Source organism: Bacteroides sp., from assembly GCF_030151085.1.
Lineage (GTDB): Bacteria > Bacteroidota > Bacteroidia > Bacteroidales > Bacteroidaceae > Bacteroides.
In genome coordinates this window covers 1-21,330 of the sequence record NZ_JASLER010000009.1, presented here as the reverse complement: position 1 = coordinate 21,330, position 21,330 = coordinate 1, and the positions used below count along the sequence as shown (strand labels likewise).

The 21,330-nt window shown below is 39.7% G+C and carries 19 protein-coding genes, 6 tRNA genes and 1 pseudogene; 19 read left to right on the top strand and 7 right to left on the bottom strand.

Annotated elements, in window-relative coordinates; genetic code table 11:
- The first annotated feature begins 82 nt into the window (after positions 1-82).
- Genes Q1W14_RS02560 through Q1W14_RS02545 form a run of 4 tightly spaced genes read left to right on the top strand, consistent with a single transcriptional unit; the run spans position 83 to position 3,722 of the window.
- A complete protein-coding gene (locus tag Q1W14_RS02560) occupies positions 83-1,315 on the top strand; it encodes a glycosyltransferase family 87 protein (RefSeq protein ID WP_300698995.1) in 1,233 nt (410 codons plus the stop codon).
- A 30-nt stretch (positions 1,316-1,345) separates the two neighbouring features.
- A complete protein-coding gene (locus Q1W14_RS02555; RefSeq protein ID WP_300698993.1) occupies positions 1,346-2,059 on the top strand; it encodes a glycosyltransferase family 2 protein in 714 nt (237 codons plus the stop codon).
- A 3-nt stretch (positions 2,060-2,062) separates the two neighbouring features.
- The gene (locus Q1W14_RS02550; RefSeq protein WP_300698991.1) at positions 2,063-2,845 is read left to right on the top strand and encodes a polysaccharide deacetylase family protein; all 783 of its coding nucleotides are present in this window, start codon (positions 2,063-2,065) and stop codon (positions 2,843-2,845) included.
- 4 nt (positions 2,846-2,849) lie between these two features.
- Positions 2,850-3,722 (top strand): aldose 1-epimerase family protein, encoded by an 873-nt coding sequence (locus Q1W14_RS02545; protein ID WP_300698989.1) that lies wholly within the window; start codon positions 2,850-2,852, stop codon positions 3,720-3,722.
- A 65-nt stretch (positions 3,723-3,787) separates the two neighbouring features.
- Here the strand turns inward: Q1W14_RS02545 and Q1W14_RS02540 are convergent, their stop codons facing one another.
- Positions 3,788-4,303 carry an outer membrane beta-barrel protein gene (locus Q1W14_RS02540; RefSeq protein ID WP_300698987.1) on the bottom strand — a complete coding sequence of 172 codons (516 nt, stop codon included), beginning with the start codon at positions 4,301-4,303 and terminating at the stop codon, positions 3,788-3,790.
- A 266-nt stretch (positions 4,304-4,569) separates the two neighbouring features.
- On the opposite strand from Q1W14_RS02540, the gene Q1W14_RS02535 reads away from it, so the two are divergent.
- The gene (locus Q1W14_RS02535; protein ID WP_300698986.1) at positions 4,570-4,998 is read left to right on the top strand and encodes a hypothetical protein; all 429 of its coding nucleotides are present in this window, start codon (positions 4,570-4,572) and stop codon (positions 4,996-4,998) included.
- A 6-nt stretch (positions 4,999-5,004) separates the two neighbouring features.
- Positions 5,005-5,415 carry a hypothetical protein gene (locus tag Q1W14_RS02530; RefSeq protein WP_300698985.1) on the top strand — a complete coding sequence of 137 codons (411 nt, stop codon included), beginning with the start codon at positions 5,005-5,007 and terminating at the stop codon, positions 5,413-5,415.
- 158 nt (positions 5,416-5,573) lie between these two features.
- On the opposite strand, the gene Q1W14_RS02525 is transcribed toward Q1W14_RS02530, so the two are convergent.
- Positions 5,574-6,485 (bottom strand): RluA family pseudouridine synthase, encoded by a 912-nt coding sequence (locus tag Q1W14_RS02525; protein ID WP_300698983.1) that lies wholly within the window; start codon positions 6,483-6,485, stop codon positions 5,574-5,576.
- A 26-nt stretch (positions 6,486-6,511) separates the two neighbouring features.
- On the bottom strand, positions 6,512-7,933 hold the full coding sequence (rlmD, locus tag Q1W14_RS02520; RefSeq protein ID WP_300698981.1) for a 23S rRNA (uracil(1939)-C(5))-methyltransferase RlmD: 1,422 nt from the start codon (positions 7,931-7,933) through the stop codon (positions 6,512-6,514).
- Between the two features lie 205 nt (positions 7,934-8,138).
- Between rlmD and ppdK the strand changes: the two genes are divergently transcribed.
- A complete protein-coding gene (gene ppdK / locus Q1W14_RS02515) occupies positions 8,139-10,859 on the top strand; it encodes a pyruvate, phosphate dikinase (protein WP_300698979.1) in 2,721 nt (906 codons plus the stop codon).
- 817 nt (positions 10,860-11,676) lie between these two features.
- Complete coding sequence (locus Q1W14_RS02510) at positions 11,677-12,561, top strand: ATP-binding protein (protein ID WP_300698978.1); 885 nt, start codon at positions 11,677-11,679, stop codon at positions 12,559-12,561.
- 9 nt (positions 12,562-12,570) lie between these two features.
- On the opposite strand, the gene Q1W14_RS02505 is transcribed toward Q1W14_RS02510, so the two are convergent.
- A complete protein-coding gene (locus Q1W14_RS02505) occupies positions 12,571-13,179 on the bottom strand; it encodes a thiamine phosphate synthase (protein WP_300698977.1) in 609 nt (202 codons plus the stop codon).
- A 155-nt stretch (positions 13,180-13,334) separates the two neighbouring features.
- The gene (locus Q1W14_RS02500) at positions 13,335-13,955 is read right to left on the bottom strand and encodes a superoxide dismutase (protein ID WP_300698975.1); all 621 of its coding nucleotides are present in this window, start codon (positions 13,953-13,955) and stop codon (positions 13,335-13,337) included.
- Between the two features lie 124 nt (positions 13,956-14,079).
- On the opposite strand from Q1W14_RS02500, the gene Q1W14_RS02495 reads away from it, so the two are divergent.
- From Q1W14_RS02495 to Q1W14_RS02460, 8 genes are all read left to right on the top strand, one after another.
- Positions 14,080-16,434, top strand: coding sequence for an ATP-dependent helicase (locus Q1W14_RS02495; protein ID WP_300698973.1), 2,355 nt, complete (start codon positions 14,080-14,082; stop codon positions 16,432-16,434).
- Between the two features lie 204 nt (positions 16,435-16,638).
- Positions 16,639-17,784, top strand: a complete 1,146-nt coding sequence (gene nspC / locus Q1W14_RS02490; protein WP_300699017.1) for a carboxynorspermidine decarboxylase — start codon at positions 16,639-16,641, stop codon at positions 17,782-17,784.
- A gap of 110 nt (positions 17,785-17,894) precedes the next feature.
- A tRNA-Gly gene (locus Q1W14_RS02485) sits at positions 17,895-17,967 on the top strand.
- Positions 17,968-17,992: 25 nt separating this feature from the next.
- A tRNA-Leu gene (locus tag Q1W14_RS02480) sits at positions 17,993-18,074 on the top strand.
- A 46-nt stretch (positions 18,075-18,120) separates the two neighbouring features.
- Positions 18,121-18,204 (top strand) — tRNA-Leu (locus Q1W14_RS02475).
- 14 nt (positions 18,205-18,218) lie between these two features.
- Positions 18,219-18,291, top strand: a tRNA-Gly gene (locus Q1W14_RS02470).
- 32 nt (positions 18,292-18,323) lie between these two features.
- Positions 18,324-18,405, top strand: a tRNA-Leu gene (locus tag Q1W14_RS02465).
- 31 nt (positions 18,406-18,436) lie between these two features.
- Positions 18,437-18,509 (top strand) — tRNA-Gly (locus tag Q1W14_RS02460).
- A gap of 67 nt (positions 18,510-18,576) precedes the next feature.
- Here the strand turns inward: Q1W14_RS02460 and Q1W14_RS02455 are convergent.
- Together Q1W14_RS02455 and yihA are read right to left on the bottom strand one after the other, a co-directional pair.
- Positions 18,577-19,173, bottom strand: coding sequence for a DUF4923 family protein (locus Q1W14_RS02455; protein WP_300698971.1), 597 nt, complete (start codon positions 19,171-19,173; stop codon positions 18,577-18,579).
- Between the two features lie 12 nt (positions 19,174-19,185).
- Positions 19,186-19,788, bottom strand: coding sequence for a ribosome biogenesis GTP-binding protein YihA/YsxC (gene yihA / locus Q1W14_RS02450; RefSeq protein ID WP_300698969.1), 603 nt, complete (start codon positions 19,786-19,788; stop codon positions 19,186-19,188).
- 233 nt (positions 19,789-20,021) lie between these two features.
- Here yihA and recR point away from each other — a divergent pair, with 233 nt between their 5' ends.
- The 3 genes and pseudogenes from recR to Q1W14_RS02435 all read left to right on the top strand — a co-directional run.
- Positions 20,022-20,639 carry a recombination mediator RecR gene (recR, locus tag Q1W14_RS02445; protein ID WP_300698967.1) on the top strand — a complete coding sequence of 206 codons (618 nt, stop codon included), beginning with the start codon at positions 20,022-20,024 and terminating at the stop codon, positions 20,637-20,639.
- A 24-nt stretch (positions 20,640-20,663) separates the two neighbouring features.
- Complete coding sequence (locus Q1W14_RS02440; RefSeq protein ID WP_300698965.1) at positions 20,664-21,116, top strand: hypothetical protein; 453 nt, start codon at positions 20,664-20,666, stop codon at positions 21,114-21,116.
- A gap of 17 nt (positions 21,117-21,133) precedes the next feature.
- Positions 21,134-21,330 (top strand): annotated as a pseudogene (locus Q1W14_RS02435) (GNAT family N-acetyltransferase); the annotation flags it as partial.

The window sequence follows — 21,330 nt, the reverse complement described above, 5'->3', positions numbered from 1 at the left end:
ATTATAGTGTACTTAAGCCTCAGTATCGAAAAAAATCATATCTTTGCGCCAACTATTGGGAAATTTGTTCGAAAAGAGATACATGGAAATGCAAAAAAATGCCATTGCCATTTGGCAGGCTAGGCTTAAAAATCCACGTACATTATTATCTGTATGGGTATTTACGGCTTTAATATTTGCGGTTGTTAAGTTAGTAATAGGCAAGTATAACAACTTTAAGATATTTAGGCATGTCTTTTGGCATGCTATAGATGGGCAGACCTTATACGGGCCATATCCAGAGTATCGCGATTCTAATTTTTATGGAATTTTATTCAGTGCTGTAATTGCTCCTTTTTCGTTATTACCCGTATGGTTGGGTATGATTTTATGGGTGATAGCCAATACAGTTCTATTATTTTATGCTATCAAGCAACTTCCACTTACGAATAACCAGAAAATTTTTATTTATGGATATGCTTATATTGAGTTGATGACTGCCCAAGGGGTTCAACAATTTAATATAGCTATTGCAGCCTTCATTATTCTTTCCTTTACTTTTATACAACAGAAAAAAGATTTTTTGGCTGCGGGTATCATTGTAGCGGGTACATTAATAAAAATTTATCCTATTGTTGGGCTTGCATTTTTATTTTTCTCCAAGCAGAAATTCAAATTAATACTTTATTGTTTGTTGTGGGCTGCGATTTGGTTTGCAATCCCTATTTTATATACCCCTGGTTGGGATTATGTGATCTCGCAGTATGTAGACTGGTTCCGTGAGTTGGTGGGGAAGAATTCAATGAATCTTTTTGCCGTATCTCAGAACATATCTTTGTTGGGAGTTGTTCGTAAAATATCAGGTAATCCCGATTATAATGATTTGTGGCTGGTTGTTCCGGGATTGATTTTAATCTTGCTTCCTTATTTGCGGATATCGCAATACAAATATCTTAAATTTAGATTGATGTTGTTGGCTAATGTCCTGATATTTACGGTTCTGTTTAGTACAGGAAGCGAGGCGAGTGGGTATATTCTAGTTATGGTAGGAATTGCTCTTTGGTATATGGCAAGCCCTTCACCCCATCAAAAATACAATTATGTATTATTGATTGTTGCTTTTGTGATTGTCGGATTATCCACTACCGAGTTGACGCCGGCTTTTATCCGTAAAGGATTTGTTTCTCCTTATGTATTAAAAGCTTGGCCGTGTATATTAGTATGGTTGACAATTTGTTATGAAATGTGTTTTTGTGATTTCAAGAACTACTATCCTGATAACAAGAAAAATAATACTTTTTTGAAACGCATTATAAATAGCTGTAGAATTAAATAACTACAATATTCTAAAGGGAAATATTACAGCATGAGTGAAAAAAAAGATCTAGACTTAGTACTACCGTGTTACAATCCACCCGTTGGTTGGGAACAAAAGGTAGCAGCCCATTTCTCAGAGATGGAATGGTTATTTCAATCAATCCGTTTTCATCTTTTTATAGTTAGTGATGGGGCCAGGAGAGGGTATGAACCGGAAACGTTGGAGCGGTTGCGGAAAGCAATTCCGGATGTATGTATAATAGATTACCAACCCAACCGAGGTAAAGGATATGCTTTGCGTGAAGCGGTCAAGTGTTGTAATTCACCTTATATTATTTATACGGATTATGATTTTCCGTATACAAATGAATCTTTTGGAAAAATGGTGGAGGCATTGTTGGATGGAGCCGATGTTGTGGTTGCTACCCGTGCTAAAAGTTATCAGAATAATCTTCCCAGGTTCCGCCAAATGCTTTCCAAACTTTCTCATTTGTGTAATACTTGGATCCTTCGTATATCTATTAAAGATACACAAGGTGGAATGAAGGGATTCAGTCGTAAAGGGCAAAAAATATTCCTGACTACTCGTATCAATAGTTTTTTGTTTGATACGGAGTTTATCTATAAAGCAAGTCGGAGGAAAGATATCAATCTGCGTGCTATCAAAGCGGTTATTAAAGAAGGATTGATAGTTTCCGATATGGGCTTCAAGGTGTTAAGGTGTGAAGCTGTTAATTTATTGACTATATTACTACGCAGATAATACATGATATTACTTAGTTTTGATATTGAGGAATTTGATGCTCCCTTGGAGCATGGTGTAGATTTACCCTTTGAGGAGCAGATGAGGACTTCTATAGAGGGTACCCGTAAGATTCTTACATGCTTGGCACGTCACCAAGTAAAAGCAACATTTTTTTGTACGGTTAATTTTGCCCTTCATGCTAAAGAACTAATAGAGGAAATAGGGAAGGCAGGACATGAGATTGCATCTCATGGATACAACCATTCATCATTCGAGGTAGCCGATCTTCGTAAATCTAAAGAGGCTTTGGAAGAACTTACAGGACAAACAGTAAATGGCTTCCGAATGGCTCGTATGATGCCTGTGGATGAAAAAGAAATCAGAGCGGCCGGGTATTTATATAACTCCTCCCTGAATCCTACATTTATCCCGGGACGATATAACCACCTGAAACAACCGCGTACTCATTTTTTCAAAGAAGGAGTATTGCAACTACCTGCTTCGGTTACGCCGATTGTCCGTTTCCCTTTATTTTGGTTGGCATATCATAACTTGCCTGCTTCATTATATCGTAGACTGGCTTTATGGACATTGAGAAAAGATGGCTATTTCCTTACTTACTTTCATCCGTGGGAATTTACATCATTAGCAGATAGGAAAGAATTGAAGCTGCCTTTTATAATGACTAACCATTCCGGTATGGGTATGGAACAGAGATTAGATGCTTTGATATGTTACTTCAAAAAAAATAATGCTACCTTTGGTACCTATACGCAATTTTCACAAGATATTATAAATAAGTAAACGTATGAAAACACTTTCTAATTCACAACTAACCATTCAGGTTTCTTCTCATGGAGCTGAGCTATGTAGTATCTTTTCAAATGGAAAAGAATATCTTTGGCAAGCTGATCCGGCTTACTGGAAACGCCACTCTCCTGTACTTTTTCCTATTGTAGGTAGTGTCTGGGAGAATGAGTATAGAAATGAAGGTCAAAAATATGTATTGACGCAACATGGATTTGCCCGCGATATGGATTTTGCGTTGATTTCAGAATCATCCAATGAAGTACGATACAGATTGACGGATAGTGAAGAAACCAGAGCTAAATATCCTTTCCCTTTTTGTTTGGAAATAGGTTATCGAATTGATGGTAAGAAAATAGAAGTACTTTGGGAGGTTCGGAATACAGGAAAAGGGATTTTACATTTTCAAATAGGTGCACATCCTGCTTTTTATTATCCTGATTTTGAGCCTGAAACTACGAATAGAGGTTATTTCGGATTTGATAAAACGGAGGAATTGAATTATATTCTCATTTCGGAAAAAGGCTGCGCTGACCCTAATAAAAAATATGCGTTAGTACTGACGGATGGTTTGCTTCCCCTTGATACGCATACTTTCGATAAGGATGCTTTGATTATGGAAGATAGTCAGGTGAAGGAAGTAACGTTATATAATAAGGAGAAGAAGCCTTACCTGAGTTTGTATTTTGATACACCTCTCGTAGGATTATGGTCGCCTCCAGCTAAAAATGCACCGTTTGTTTGTATTGAACCATGGTATGGACGTGGAGATAGAGCATATTATACCGGCGAATATAAAGATAAAGACTGGATGCAACATTTGGCACCAGGCGAAGTCTTTAATGGAAGTTATGTGATTGAAGTCAGAGAGTAATAATATAACAAGAAAAGGGATGTCATCGTTTCGAAGACATCCCTTTTCTTATTGATTTATTTATATTAGAATTCGAAGTGGAAACCGAATGAAAGGTCTTCACTGGTTAATGCTAAACCTGCACCATTTTCTAATGTCAGGTAGTCTTCGCGGTAACCTAAGAATCCACATTTGGCAACGAGGCTAAGTTTGTTGTTCAACTTAATAGCGATACCTGGTTTTACACCCACTTCGAAACCGGTCAATGCATCGTGATCTTCTTGTTTACTTGTAGAAATACCAAAACCAGCATCTACAAACAGACGGACAATCTTATTTTCGTAGTAGGAATAACGTGCATATGGCGCAATAGCAAATGCAGTGCTTTTTGCATCGTCCAATTTGTTATAAGCAAAACCGATATTACCACCTACAGCCCATTTTTCGTTAAAGTTGTATCCGATTTCCGGAGAGATAATGAATGAAGTGCTTTCTACATCACCGTCGTCATGCCATACACCGAGAGTTCCGCCAACGTAAACCTGTGCTTTTGCTGATAAAGCAACCATCATCACAAATAAAAACATTACAATCTTTTTCATTTTGTCTTTTCTCTTTTTGTTATACAAATAGTTAGTTGTCTATACAGAATGTTATCTGTATTTGTTGGGGCGCAAAAGTATACCTAATCTTTGTATTATACAAATATTTAGTTAGATTTTTATAAAAAATGAATAATCATGGTATTGTTTGTGTTATTGGATTTTACATTATTCTTGATCTTCTTTAAGAAATTTCAATCGAAGTATTAATCGTTTCAATATTTTTGCGTAAGTTTGTCCGCAAGTATTAACTAAACTCGATAAAAATGAAGACTTTGAACTATCTGAAAATATTGTTGTTATGTGTATTTACCCTTAGTTTGGCATCTTGTGGTGACGAATATTATACAGATGACTATTTGAGAAATAGTGATGACAAATTATGTGGAAAAACATGGGTAGAAGAATTTTACACTGAGAATGATGAATTTTGCAAGCATCAATTGAAATTTGCCATAGATCACAGTGGAAGGGAAATGTTCCAATATTACCGTAATGGTGAGAGCCGTCCTTATAAAGAGAATTCATACACCTTTGACTGGAAATGGATGGATTCTGAAATGGAGAATTTGGAAATAAATTATGGTGCTGGTGATATTATCTATTTTGATAATGTATGGGTGCGTGAACATAATCTTTCAGGTAAATTGGATGGAACTATTGTGATGTTTGTAGATGCTAATTACTATAAATAATATATTATGAAAGTTTTTACTTATACAAAGCTTCTTTTACTGTCAGTTTTGCTTTTAAGCTTTTCTGCCTGTGATACGGAAGAAGAAACTGAATATAACTTGCCGGGTGAATGGTATACATCTGAAGAAATAGACTTCGGTGCTTATACTTGGGGAAGAGGTACTGTTATGACGTTTAATGCAAGAAATCAAGGTACAATAGGCTCTGTTGGAGATCCTAATTATCTTATGTTCAGATGGAGTTGGGTTGGTGGTGCCTATAATCTTATGGAGTTGGAATTCTATGAGGATGGTAGTATGGCCTATATCTGGGGAGCTGAAGCTGATGCTTATACCTTTAGTGGTACATGGTATAATAGTTGGAGAGAATATCAAGATGATGTGAATGGGCAATCATTCCGTATGCGTCGTCAATAAAGATAGGATTGAAAATAAATTGGACTTGTAAGGTAACTAGTATCCAAAAATAAGTAATAAAAAGGGCTACACCCTTTAGTCCGGATGGCTACACCCTTTTATATGTAGGGCTACACCATTTGGGGTAAAGGGTGTAGCCCTTTTCAGTAGATAATATTTTATTGTTTTTTCAGAAATAGTTTCTTGAAATCTCCGGGGTATGGAGTTTCAAAACTCATTTTCTCGCCGGTCACCGGATGATAGAAACAAAGCTTAAAAGCGTGCAACGCTAATCTTCCAATCGGATTAACTTCTTCCAGCCCGTAACGTCCGTCGCCAATAATGGGGTGTCCCAAGTCTTGCATGTGTACACGTATTTGGTTTTTGCGTCCTGTTTCCAAATTCAATTCCACTAAAGAAAAGCCATTGGCACGTTTAATGGTGCGGTAGTGTGTAATTGATTCCTTACCACCATCATCCGTAGGACTGGAGTGTACATAAAGTGTACGGTCAGTAAGCCACGAAGAAACTGAACCTCCATTCTTTTCCATCTCTCCGGAAACAACTGCTACATAACGGCGGTCGAATACAATGTCATGCCAGTTGTCACGCAATGTGTTTTGAGTTTTCTCGTCTTTGGCAAACATCATCAATCCCGAAGTATCACGGTCCAGGCGATGTACTATATAAACGCGGTTTTGTTTTCCCGAACGTTGAACATATTCGTTTAATATAGTGTAAGCTGTACGTTCCTTCTGGCGGTCCGTATTTACGGACAACAATCCCTGCATTTTTTCAATTACGATGACGTAAGCATCTTCATATACTATTTTAACCAGCTTATGATTGAATTCTTTTCTTCCTTTCTCACGGCTGATTTGTACTTTCATGCCCGGTTTCAATAGATAATTGTATTGTGTAGTGATTACACTGTCTACATATACTATCCGCTTGCTTAATAGAGACTTCAGTTTGGTACGGCTAGCATCCGGCATTTTGGCAGCCAGAAACTCCATGAGTTCCATAGGCTCCTTTACCATATAGTCCGTATATTGTGTGCGGGCTCTTGCTACGATTTTTTCTTTTGCCACAACGGTATTTTTTTAATTTTTAATTCTCAATTTTTAATTTCCAATAGCACTACGTTCTCTACATGATGAGTGTGCGGGAACATATCTACGGGTTGAACAGCAGTCACCTTGTATTTCACATCGAGCAATTGCAAGTCGCGTGCTTGAGTAGCAGGGTTACAGCTGACATAAACGATACGTTTGGGTTCAGCAAAGAGAATGACGTCAACTACATCCTGGTGCATTCCGGCACGTGGAGGATCAGTAATGATGACATCAGGACGTCCATATTGATTGATGAAGTCTTGCGTCAACATGTCTTTCATATCTCCAGCGAAGAATAATGTATTTTTTATGCCATTGATCTCTGCATTGACCTTTGCGTCTTCAATAGCTTCAGGAACGTACTCTATACCAATCACCTGGCGAGCTTGTTTGGCTACAAAGTTGGCAATGGTTCCGGTGCCAGTGTAGAGGTCGTAAACCAATTCATTGCCGGTAAGCCCTGCAAAATTGCGTGCAATCTTGTATAGGTTGTATGCCTGCTCAGAGTTGGTTTGGTAGAAAGATTTGGGGCCTATTTTGAAACGCAAACCTTCCATTTCTTCAAAGATGTGGTCATTACCTTTGAATGTATAGACATCGAGGTCTGTAATGGTATCGTTGCACTTATTATTAATAATGTATAGAAGGGAAGTAATTTCGGGGAATTTATCTGCTATATATTGCAGTATATTCTTGAATAATGCCATCTCTTCATCCTTTTCTATTTTGCAGATGAGGATTACCATTAATTCACCTGTAGATGAAGTACGTACTATCATATTGCGCAGCATACCTTCCTGGCTACGCAGATTGATAAACGAGTAATTGTGCTCGTATGCATAATCGCGTACTGCATTGCGGATACGATTGGAAATATCATCCTGTAACCAGCATTTTTCTATAGCCAATACCTTATCGAAAGCATTCGGAATATGGAAACCTACTGCATTCATCTGCTCATACACAACGTTTTGCTGAACTTCTTCGTAGGTCAACCAGCGTTTGTTTGAAAAAGTGTACTCCAGTTTATTTCTGTAGAACTGCGTTTTTTCAGAACCTAATATAGGAGAGATTTCCGGGAGTTCTATTTTTCCGATGCGAGTAAGGTTGTCCGTTACTTGTTTCTGTTTGTATTTGATTTGTTCGGAATAGGGGAGAACTTGCCATTTACAACCCCCGCAAACTCCATAATGTTGGCAGAATGGAACAGCTCTTACGGGTGAATACTCATGGAACTTCACCGCTTCGGCTTCAGCATAATGATGTTTTTTTCTCTTAATTTGCAGATCTACAACGTCGCCGGGCACGACATACGGTACGAAAATCACCAAATCATTGACTTTTGCGATAGCTTTTCCTTCGGCAGCCACATCCGTAATTGTTATCTTCTCCAGTAGGGGAAGTTCTTTTCTCTTTCTTGCCACTTTTACACCAATCTAATAAATTTTGGTACAAAAGTAGGCATTTTTTCGGGATTTCTCTCTATGAATCGAAATATTAAATATTGCAATGTCGAAATTGCATTTTGGTATAAACTTTTTTCTGAAAAAGTTTTCTAGTCTGCGAAATATCCTTAGATTTGCGAACAGAAAAGGAAAAAATCACAATCAAAAACTTTAAATTTTTATTATGGACAAAAAAAGAGTTTATACCTTTGGTAATGGACAGGCAGAAGGAAAAGCCGACATGAAAAACCTTTTGGGGGGTAAAGGGGCTAATCTTGCAGAAATGAACCTTATCGGAGTTCCGGTTCCTCCGGGCTTTACAATTACGACAGAAGTTTGTACAGAATATTATGAGATGGGGCAAGATAAAGTCGTTGCTCTATTAAAGAAAGAAGTAGAACAAGCCATTGCAAATGTTGAAACGCTGATGCGTTCAAAATTTGGTGATGTAGAAAACCCGTTATTGGTTTCCGTACGTTCGGGTGCTCGTGCTTCTATGCCGGGTATGATGGATACCATTTTGAACCTTGGCTTGAATGATGAAGTAGTGGAAGGATTGACTCGCAAAACCGGTAATGCACGTTTTGCATGGGACTCTTACCGTCGTTTCGTACAGATGTATGGCGATGTTGTACTGGGTATGAAGCCAGTCAACAAAGAAGATCAGGATCCTTTTGAAGCTATTATTGAAGAAGTGAAGCATGCTAAAGGCGTGAAACTTGATAATGAGCTGGAAGTAGAAGACCTTAAAGAACTGGTGAAGAAATTCAAGGCTGCCGTTAAAGCTCAAACCGGAAAAGACTTCCCAACTAGTGCTTACGAGCAGTTGTGGGGGGCTGTATGTTCCGTGTTTAACTCTTGGATGAACGAACGTGCTATTCTTTATCGTAAGATGGAGAGTATTCCTGACGAATGGGGTACAGCAGTTACTGTTCAGGCAATGGTATTCGGTAACATGGGCGAAACTTCTGCTACAGGTGTTTGCTTCAGCCGTGATGCAGCTACAGGTGAAGACCTCTTCAATGGTGAATACCTTATTAATGCACAAGGTGAAGACGTTGTGGCTGGTATCCGTACTCCGCAACAAATCACCATCGTCGGTTCCAAGCGTTGGGCTGAATTGGCTGGTGTAACCGAAGAAGATCGTGCTGCCAATTATCCTTCTATGGAAGAAGCCATGCCGGAAATCTACAAAGAACTGGATGCATTGCAAACCAAACTTGAAAACCATTACAAAGATATGCAGGATATGGAGTTCACTGTACAAGATGGTAAACTCTGGTTCCTTCAGACCCGTAACGGTAAACGTACCGGTGCTGCTATGGTAAAAATTGCCACAGACTTGCTCCATCAAGGTATGATTGACGAAAAAACAGCCATATTGCGTTGTGAACCCAATAAGTTGGACGAATTGCTCCATCCTGTATTTGATAAAACGGCCTTGAAGCAAGCCCAGGTTTTGACCCGTGGTCTTCCCGCTTCTCCGGGTGCTGCTTGCGGACAGATTGTTTTCTTTGCCGATGATGCTGCCGAATGGCATGCTGCAGCAAAGAAAGTAATCATGGTACGTGTAGAAACTTCTCCCGAAGACTTGGCAGGTATGGCAGTTGCCGAAGGTATTCTTACCGCTCGTGGTGGTATGACCTCGCATGCAGCTGTAGTAGCTCGTGGTATGGGTAAATGCTGTGTTTCCGGTGCAGGAGCTTTGAATATTGACTACAAAGCACGTACAGTAGAAGTTGATGGTGTTATCTTGAAAGAAGGCGATTATATTTCTTTGAATGGTAGTACTGGTGAAATTTATAAAGGTCAAGTTACAACAATGGCTGCCGAACTTTCCGGTGACTTTGCCGAACTGATGACTTTGGCTGATAAATATACAAGACTTCAGGTGCGTACCAATGCTGATACCCCGCATGATGCTGAAGTAGCCCGCAATTTTGGTGCAGTAGGTATCGGTCTTTGCCGTACAGAACATATGTTCTTCGAAGGCGAGAAGATCAAAGCTATGCGTGAAATGATCCTGGCAGAAAATGCAGAAGGACGTCGTAAGGCATTGGCAAAAATTCTTCCGTATCAACAAGCCGATTTCAAAGGTATATTCGAAGCAATGGCAGGTTGTCCGGTGACAGTTCGTCTGCTCGATCCTCCTTTGCATGAATTCGTTCCTCATGATTTGAAGGGACAACAAGAAATGGCAGATATGATGGGTGTAAGCCTACAATATATCCAGCAACGTGTTGAATCATTATGCGAACATAATCCGATGTTAGGTCACCGTGGTTGTCGTTTAGGTAATACATATCCTGAAATTACTCAGATGCAGACACGTGCTATTCTTGGTGCAGCATTAGAATTGAAGAAGGCAGGCGTAGAAACACATCCCGAAATCATGGTACCGCTAACCGGTATTGTATATGAGTTCAAACAACAGGAGGACGTGATTCGTTCCGAAGCTGCAAAATTGTTTGCTGAAGTAGGTGACAGCATCGACTTCAAAGTAGGTACAATGATTGAAATTCCTCGTGCTGCCTTGACTGCCGACCGTATTGCTTCTTCTGCAGAATTCTTCTCTTTCGGTACGAACGATTTGACTCAGATGACCTTCGGTTACTCTCGTGATGATATCGCTTCCTTCCTCCCGATTTATTTGGAAAAGAAGATTCTGAAAGTGGATCCATTCCAGGTACTTGACCAAAAGGGCGTAGGACAGTTGATACAAATGGCTACTGAGAAAGGTCGTGCTTCACGTCCGGATTTGAAGTGCGGTATATGTGGTGAGCATGGTGGTGAACCTTCTTCAGTTAAATTCTGCCACAGAGTAGGTTTGAATTATGTCAGCTGCTCTCCGTTCCGTGTGCCGATAGCACGTTTAGCGGCGGCACAGGCTGCGATTGAAGGTTGATTGTCTGGTTTTTAACTAGAGATAATTAATATAATATATGGGTTTGTAGCATCTAAAATATGCTATAAGCCCATATTTTTTATGCGCATTCTAAACACTTTATGAGATATTCATCTTTTTGCCTATCTTTGCGCACTACTTTAATAAGTTACATTTAATACAATTGATTATGTTAGCTCGTATTTTCGCTATGGTTGTAGCAGGTGTTATTATTGTGTACGTAGTGCGCTGGATAGATAGCTTGTTCTCTAATCGTAAAAAGTAATCCCTCTCTATTTTACTTGCTGATTCGTATTCAGACTTTTTTATGGAAAATATTTTCTGTTTTGGTGAACTATAATTCCTTACTTTCCGTTGTATCAATAGTATATTGAAGACTTAAAAATAAATGAATTATGAAGAGCTTTATCAAAAATCTAATAGAATCAGCTCACTCTTTTACAGGAGCAGATTACGTAGTATTCAAAATCTGCTTGTTATCAATCGGCATTCTATTGGGTAGCTACTTCAGCTATTTCTTTATGCAATACACATTGATTATATGGGTGCTTGCTGTAATTTCTCTTATTTGGTTAATTAATAAAACGATGCAGTATTATAGGAATTATAAAAAATAAGTTTACACTGAATTTCATTGAGTTAATATTCTTCATCTTTCCTTGTCATTGTTAATTACATTATTTGCAAAACTCCTAAGAGTATGGAAAGCTCTTAGGAATTTTTTTCTAATAAATGTGTATTTTATAATCTACTAATTGTATTTTCTTTCTTATATTTGCATCTCTTTGAATACTTTGCAAAACAAACATTGAATACCATGAAATTAATATTAGGCATTTTATACGATTGGGGGATCACTAATTTTATTCAGAAAAATGAAATCATTCTCTTTTCTTTTGGGCTAATTATCCTTTTACTATTGGCTATTATGGTGATTGTTGCTATCAGTAAGAGCAGACGTTTGAAAACATTGAAGCGCATGAACGAAGTGTCTGAAGAGACTAATCAATTGAAGAATGCTTTTATTGCCAATATGACTCACGAGATACGAACGCCATTGAATGCAATTGTAGGTTTCACTACTATGCTTGCCGAAATGGATGATTTGGATAGAGAAACTCGTATGACTTTCCTGAAAGAGATAAATGATAATAAAGACTCTTTGTTGCAACTGGTCAATGATTTGCTGGATTATTCAAAAATAGAAGCTAATACATTGGAATTTAATGATGTTGAAGTAGATGTAAATGCGCTTATCAGTGAACTTTGTATAGCACAGAACTTACATAGCCATCCATCGGGCATTCAAGTGGAGTTTGTAGAAAAGTTACCCCAATGTCGTTTAGTGGTAGATCGAACTCGCTTTGCCCAAGTAGTAAATAATTTAGTGAGAAACGCTTTGAAATTTACCGAGCAGGGAAGTGTAAAAGTGGGATGCAGAAGACTGAGCAATCAGAGTTTTTACTTCTACGTAGCCGATACCGGTTGTGGTATTGATGAAGAGGGAAGACGTGCTGTCTTCGAACGCTTTGTGAAGATGAACTATAATATTAAAGGTACCGGATTAGGCTTATCCATTACAAAATCTATTGTAGAACATTACGGTGGAGGGATTGGTGTAGAATCTAAGAAAGGAGAAGGTTCCACTTTCTATTTTACCTTGCCTGCCGGGTTAGAATATAGAGAATACGGTAAATTCTAATGTAAAGCTTTAATCTGCCATTTCTTTCAGTTTCTTGAAATGGCGGATGACTCCTAAATAATCATGATCGGTACAAGCGTCGAACTTGTTCCATAAATCCCCCATTATAACAGCACCACCAAAGCCGAAATCTTTTATTTCTAAGATATTATCGGGGGTTATGCCACCTAAAGCCATTACTTTGTTATCTACGATCTTGCTTCTTCCTGCTTCGCGTAGTTCTTCCGCAGTGAATCCGGAGGTTACACCATCTTTGGTGATACAATCGTAAATTGGGCTCAGGAATAAGTAATCGTAGAAATGCTTTTTATTCTTCAACTCTTCCATAGAATGACAACTGCAACTGATGTGTCCGGAATAGTCGTGTGGCTCACTAGGGTTGCGGGCATTCAGATGAATACCCATCAGGTTGAATTCCTCTTGCAGATAAAAATGCTCGTGGGTGACGATGCGTTTATGATATTTTTCGGGTATCAGCGTCAGGAGTCGTTCTGAATACATCGCCGGAGTTTCCGGTTTTCTCAGATGCAGAATATCCAGACCTTCTTCAAAAAGAGTCGTGATAATTTTATCTTCTTCTACAAAGAATCTGGGTGCTGTAACTACAATAAGTTTCATTTCTACTGTTAAACGTTTATGTTTAGCAAAGTTAATGAATAGTTAGTAGGGATGCCAATGTTTTCCTTTAAAATATGTTAGAAAAAAGAAAGCGCATCTATGGATATTACTCCACAAATGCGCTTTTCACTGGTTTTATCAGAGATTCTAGCTAATTATTTCAATCTGTTACCTACAACGTCCCAATCGATGATACTCCATAAAGCATTTACATGGTCGGCACGACGGTTTTGATAATCAAGGTAGTAGGAGTGTTCCCAAACGTCGAAACCAAGTAATGGATTCAGTCCGGCACGTACGGGGTTACTTCCGTTTCCTTCTTTAGTAATATGCAGTTTGCCATCTTTATCAGATGAGAGCCATGCCCAACCTGAACCGAAGAGACCGACAGCGGCTGCATTGAATTCCTTCTTGAAATTCTCAAAACTGCCGAAGTCACGTTTGATGGCTTCTGCCAGTTTACCGGTAGGCTCACTGTGTGCAGGTTTCGGTGAAAATTGCTGGAAGTATAAAGTATGATTCAATACTTGTCCGGCATTATTGAAGATGGCACCATCGGGTGCAGTGGCTACGATTGCTATCAATTCTTTGCCTTCGAATTCCGTACCCGGAACGAGGTTATTGAGGTTATTTACGTAGGTTTGTAGATGTTTTCCGTAGTGGAAGTCTATTGTTTGCTGACTGATTACAGGTTCCAACGCATTGTTTGCGTAAGGAAGTTTAGGCATTTCATAAGTCATAACAGTTATCATTAAAGTCATTAAAAACGTATTCATAAATAAAATTATTAAGTTTTGAAACTTTACTATATAAACACGATAACCTATTGAAATGTTCGCCCGTGTCCGAACCTTTTTTTATCTTTGTCCCCAACATTACCTATTTAAGAATATACGGAATATGCCCGATTATATACAAGAATTGAATGAAGGACAGCGTGATGCAGTGCTTTATAATGATGGCCCGTCGTTGGTGATAGCCGGTGCCGGTTCAGGAAAGACGCGTGTGTTGACGTACAAGATAGCCTATTTGTTGGAGAACGGTTACCAGCCGTGGAATATCCTTGCCTTGACGTTTACCAATAAGGCAGCCCGGGAAATGAAGGAGCGTATAGCTCGTCAGGTAGGAGGGGAGCGTGCCCGCCATTTGTGGATGGGAACTTTTCACTCAATGTTTCTGCGCATTCTTCATGTCGAGGCAAAGCATCTTGGCTTTACATCACAGTTCACCATTTACGATACGGCGGATACAAAAAGTCTTATACGTTCCATAATTAAAGAAATGGGATTGGATGATAAAGTCTATAAGCCTGGGACAGTCCAGGGGCGTATTTCCAATGCCAAAAATCACTTAGTGTCCCCTGCCGGATATGCTAATAATAAAGAGGCGTATGAAGGTGATTGTGCTGCCAAGATGCCGGCCATCCGTGAGATTTATCAAAGGTATTGGGAGCGTTGTCGTCAGGCCGATGCTATGGATTTTGATGATCTGCTGTTCTATACTTTCTTGTTGTTTCGTGACCATCCGGAGGTAGTGGCACGTTATCAGGAGCAATTCCGTTATATATTGGTAGACGAGTATCAGGACACTAACTTTGCGCAGCATAGCATTGTGTTACAGTTGGCAAAGAACCATCAACATGTGTGTGTGGTAGGAGATGATGCTCAAAGTATTTACTCTTTCCGTGGGGCCGATATTGATAATATTCTGTATTTTACAAAGGTATATCCCGGAACAAAAGTCTTTAAGCTGGAACAAAATTATCGTTCCACCCAAACTATTGTGCGTGCAGCGAATAGCTTGATCGAAAAGAACCAGCGGCAAATACGTAAAGAGGTTTTCTCAGAGAAAGAGCCGGGAGAATCTATTGGAGTTTATCAAGCATACAGTGACGTAGAGGAAGGTGATATCGTAATCAATAAAATTGCGGAACTCCGTCGTCAGGAGCATTATGCTTATTCTGATTTTGCGGTGTTATACCGGACGAATGCCCAGAGCCGTATCTTTGAAGAAGCAATGCGCAAACGTGGCATGCCTTATCGGATTTATGGTGGTCTTTCTTTTTATCAGCGCAAGGAAATCAAGGATGTGATAGCTTATTTTCGTCTGGTGGTCAATCCAAATGATGAAGAAGCTTTCAAGCGGATTATCAATTATCCGGCTCGTGGTATTGGTGATACCACTGTAGGGAAGATTATTAGTGCTGCTACTGAAAATAACGTCAGCCTTTGGTCTGTGTTCTGCGAACCGCTGACCTACGGACTGAATTTCAATAAAGGAATTACCGGTAAGTTGCAAGTATTCCGTGATTTGATTTCTGGTTTTATAGCCGATCTGCCGGAAAAGAATGCATACGAAATAGGTAGTGAAATTATCCGCCAATCCGGTATTATCAATGATGTATGTCAGGACAATTCTCCCGAGAACCTCAGTCGGAAAGAGAATATAGAGGAGTTGGTGAACGGTATGAGCGACTTTTGTGCTCAACGCCAAGAGGAAGGTAATACAAACCTGCTTTTAGGAGATTTTTTATCTGAGGTTTCTTTGCTTACCGATCAGGATTCAGACAAAGATGGTGATGATGAGAAAATAACTTTGATGACTGTTCATTCTGCCAAGGGGTTGGAATTTAAGAATGTATTTGTGGTAGGGATGGAAGAAAACCTCTTTCCCAGTGGTATGGTAGGTGATTCACCACGTGCATTGGAAGAGGAACGCAGACTGTTTTATGTTGCCATCACTCGTGCTGAAGAGCATTGTTTCCTATCGTTTGCCAAAACACGTTTTCGGTATGGTAAGATGGAATTTGGAAGTCCCAGTCGTTTCCTGAAGGATATAGATACACGGTTCTTGCGATTGCCGCAGGATGCCGTTATCGGTCACCGGATAGATGAGGGAGCTGATAATTTCCGAAGAGAGAAAGAGCAGAATGCTTCTTCTTCCTTTTATCATAGACGGGAAGAATCATACGATAAGAAAGAGGAATCCAGCCGTCCGAAACAACAAGTCATTGCTCCAACTGTTCCCCGGAATCTGAAACGGGTAACTCCAGCTGCAAGTACTTCTTCGGCTGCCGGCAATGCAAGTGTAGCTAATGTACAGCAAGGACAACTGATAGAGCATGAACGCTTCGGTTTAGGTGAAGTGCTGAAAGTGGAAGGGGAGGGTGATAATGCCAAAGCTACCATTCGCTTCAAGAACGCAGGAGATAAACAACTTTTGTTGCGTTTCGCACGTTTTAAAGTAATAGGATAATTAAAAGATAGTTTACATAATATACCTTTTTATAACCGTATTTCCCTTTTTACTAAATCTTCACTGGATTTTTACTAAAAATCGGATGGAAATTTAGTAAAAATTGGTCGGAGATTTAGTAAATTTTTCCTGAGCTATTAATAGCTTTATTATCAGCGAATTATAAAATGGTGTGCGGAAGTAAATATAATATACAGAACGATGATGTTTGATAATGATTTTACCCTTTTCCCTTCTCCTTGTTACATCATGGAAGAAGAACTTTTGAGGAAGAACCTCACATTGATAAAGAGTGTGGCAGATCGTGCCGGTGTAGAGGTAATCCTCGCATTCAAGTCTTTTGCCATGTGGCGTTCGTTTCCTATTTTCAGGGAATACATAGCTCACTCTACGGCAAGCTCGGTATACGAAGCCCGTTTGGCATTGGAAGAATTCGGAAGCAAGGCGCATACCTATTCACCGGCTTATACCGAAGCTGATTTTGCAGAGATCATGCGTTGTAGCAGTCATATAACCTTCAACTCTTTGGCTCAATTCCGTCGTTTTTATCCGATGGTTGTGGCAGAAGATAGTGGAATTTCTTGTGGTATCCGCATTAATCCTGAATATTCCGAAGTAGAAACAGAACTGTATAATCCGTGTGCTCCCGGTACACGTTTCGGTCTGATGGCAGACCAGCTTCCCGAAGAACTACCACAAGGTATCGATGGTTTTCATTGTCATTGTCATTGTGAATCGTCTTCCTACGAATTAGAGCATACTTTGGAACATATAGAATCTAAGTTTTCCAAATGGTTCCCGCAAATTAAATGGCTCAATCTGGGAGGTGGACACTTAATGACGCGCAAAGATTATGATGTAGACCATCTTGTACATTTGTTGCAAGGTTTGCGTAAGCGCTATCCTCATATAAACATTATCCTGGAGCCCGGTTCCGCCTTTACCTGGCAAACAGGTGTACTTACCTCCGAAGTGGTGGATATTGTAGAAAACCGTGGAATTCGTACCGCTATTCTCAACGTTAGCTTTACCTGCCACATGCCCGATTGTCTGGAGATGCCATACCAGCCTGTGGTACGTGGTGCACAAATCGGTAACGAAGGTCCTTATGTTTATCGTTTAGGAGGAAACTCTTGTTTGAGTGGCGACTACATGGGACTTTGGAGTTTTGATCATGAACTACAGATTGGCGAAAGAATTGTATTCGAGGATATGATACATTATACCATGGTAAAGACCAATATGTTCAATGGAATTCATCATCCTGCCATTGCAATGTGGACGAATGAGGGGCAAGCAGAAATCTTCAAGCAATTTTCTTATGAAGATTATCGTGACCGAATGAGTTGATAATCAAAAGTCTGCTTGCGTATTGTAGTAAATGTACACTTTTCTGTGTGAAAAAAATATGCGGAATGTTTGCAGGTTTAAGGAAAATATCTACCTTTGCAACCGCAAACGCGGAAATAGCTCAGTTGGTAGAGCATAACCTTGCCAAGGTTAGGGTCGCGAGTTCGAGTCTCGTTTTCCGCTCAATGCAGATGATTGCAGTACCGATGCCCAGGTGGCGGAATTGGTAGACGCGCACGTTTCAGGTGCGTGTGTCGAGAGGCATGCAGGTTCGAGTCCTGTTCTGGGCACATTAGGTAAGGCAATGCGTTCTTTGTTTAGTTTAGGAATATTGATGGAGAGGTGGCGGAATTGGTAGACGCGCTACTTTGAGGTGGTAGTGACAGAAATGTTGTGGGAGTTCGAGTCTCCTCCTCTTCACTTATAATTTATATGCGGAAATAGCTCAGTTGGTAGAGCATAACCTTGCCAAGGTTAGGGTCGCGAGTTCGAGTCTCGTTTTCCGCTCTCTTGTTCTTTAAAAAATGAGATGACAAATTGCCCAGGTGGCGGAATTGGTAGACGCGCACGTTTCAGGTGCGTGTGTCGAGAGGCATGCAGGTTCGAGTCCTGTTCTGGGCACTTCTCTTTATAAAAAGAGAGTCATCGATTTGCGGAAATAGCTCAGTTGGTAGAGCATAACCTTGCCAAGGTTAGGGTCGCGAGTTCGAGTCTCGTTTTCCGCTCATATTTAATATAGAAAAAGCCCCGTAAGTAGTTTGCTTACGGGGCTTTTCTTCGTTTTATATATTTCTATTGTTTTTGCAAGGAGAATCCTAACATCATTCCGTCATAGCTGTCGGCTAATGTACCGATTGTTTTTAGAGTGGTATTGCTAGTTTTGCTGGAGAGGAAAGTGATTAGTTTTAGCAATTTATCCGACTCGAATAATAAGTCCATAGTAGCGGAAGTACAGTTTACCTTTGCGTTCATACCTATTAGTTTGGCGAATTTGAGGTTGACTTTATGCGTGGAGGCGTTATAAGAATAACTGCCTTTCATTGCTTTTTGTCCTACTTTGGCACTGAAAGTACTATCGGCATTGAAGGTGAAAGACATTTGTCCGGCTTTGATGCCGATCTTAGAGAGTTGCTCGTCCAGTTTCTTTTCGGCGGCAGTGGCGGCAACGGCTCCACCTGCTTTTTGTAACAAGTTATCAGACTCAAACTCAATAGCGGAACCTTTGTAAGTCCAGGTACCAGTCATTTCTACTTTGCTTTTTCCTGTGACGGAATTAACAGCTTTTTCAATATTCTCTTTGTTGAATAAATCCTTCAGAGATTGTGCTTGGCTATGGTTAGTCATCAGTAATGCAGCGATGAATAGCTGCCAAAAAATGAATTTCTTCATACAGTTACTTTATTATTGATTCAATTCTTTATTTATATTCTCGATGTAGTCCAATAACTCATCACGCCCCATTCGGTTATCGGACGAAGTGACGAAGTAGGGAGGAAGCTCTTCCCATTGCTCATGCAGCTTTTTGATGTATTGGTTGATGTGGGTGTTCAGCCTACCACCTTTCAGCTTGTCCGCTTTGGTAAAGACAATGGCAAAAGGAACACCGTGGTCGCCCAACCACTCTATGAAATCCATATCAATGGGTTGCGGTTCTAATCTACTGTCAATAAGCAGAAAGAGGTTAGTCATCTGCTCACGCTGCAGTATATAGTTCTCAATAATGGTTTTTATTTGTTTTTGACCTTTCAATCCGCGTCTGGCATAACCGTAACCGGGAAGGTCCACAATATACCAACTCTTATTGATAAGAAAGTGGTTGATGAGCATGGTCTTTCCGGGGGTAGCAGAAGTCATGGCAAGACCTTTGCGTCCTGTCAGCATATTGATAAGACTGGATTTTCCTACGTTGGAGCGTCCTATAAAGGCATATTCGGGGAAAGTACCCGCAGGGCATTTCTTCACATCCGTATTACTAATGACGAATTCAGCGTTTGATATTTCCATTTAAACAATTTGTTTTAGAGTTAATTATACGATACGAGATAATGAAAATGGCATTTCATTATCCGTGCAAAGGTAACACTAATTTCAAAAAACATCATTCATAATGCGGAATTCTGTTTATCTTTGCTTCAAAAGCGAAAATAAGCTGCACCTCGGCATAAAAAATGAACAAGTTCATTTTATTCTACTCTCGGTTTGCATTATCTTTGCCGACCAATAGGAGAATTTAAAGTATGAATGGACAATATCCTTCTATATTATTAGAAAAAGCTGTTAGCGAGTTTGCCAAGTTGCCCGGAATAGGACGGAAGACTGCTATGCGGCTGGTGCTTCATTTGTTGCGCCAGGATACAGCTGTGGTAGAAGCTTTCGGCAATGCTATTGTTACGTTGAAGCATGAAGTAAAATATTGTAAAGTTTGCCATAATATCTCTGATACGGAAACGTGTCGCATTTGTTCCAATCCGCAGCGGGATACTTCCTCTATCTGCGTAGTAGAGAATATCCGAGACGTTATGGCCGTAGAAGCTACTCAGCAGTTTCGTGGATTGTATCATGTATTGGGTGGGGTAATATCTCCAATGGATGGTATCGGTCCCGGTGACTTGCAGATTGAAAGCTTGGTTCAACGTGTATCCGCTGGAGATATTAAGGAAGTTATTCTTGCATTGAGTACAACAATGGAAGGCGATACCACTAACTTTTATATCTACCGGAAATTGGAAAAAATGGGAGTCAAACTATCTGTTATAGCCCGTGGTATTTCGGTAGGCGATGAGCTGGAATATGCTGATGAAGTTACTTTAGGACGTAGTATCGTTAACCGTACACTGTTTACCGGTACTGCTTAATTATTTAATATCAGATTCAATATAATGGAAGAACAAATAAAAAAAGTCAATACCCGATTAAAGACTGTTTTCGGCTATTTCTGGTTGCTGCCTATACTCCTTGTGATTCTTGGAGAGAGTGGAGGAGATTGGGTAGGGATGTATGCTGATAATGTACGTGTCACCTATTTTGCAGAAACGATTACCATACTTTTAGTAGCCGTATGTATTCCTGTTTCTCTGAAATTATTTTCGTGGGTACTGGCTAAAAAGATAGATAAAGTGGATATTTTACAAGCCCTTCGTCTTTATTACTTTTGGAGTGGGATACGACTGATTATATTGGTTATGCCTCTTTTGGCGGGTTTCCTTACTTATTACATGATGTTGAGCAATAAAGGACTGCTTTGTGCTCTAATCTCGCTGACTGCCTCCCTGTTTTGTTATCCCAGTGAAACACGCTTGCGTAGAGAATTGCATATCAGTAGTGAAGAATAAATGAAAATTGCTTAGAAATGGATACCTCATACTTTGTAAGTGAACGTTTGCGTCTCCGTGCTATGGAACCCGAAGATTTGGAAATTCTGTATGTCATGGAGAATGATCCTCAAACTTGGGATGTTACTAATTTCAATGTTCCTTATTCCAGATTTGTCCTGAAGCAATATATTGAAAACTCTCAGAGCGATATGTTTGCTGACCGTCAGCTTCG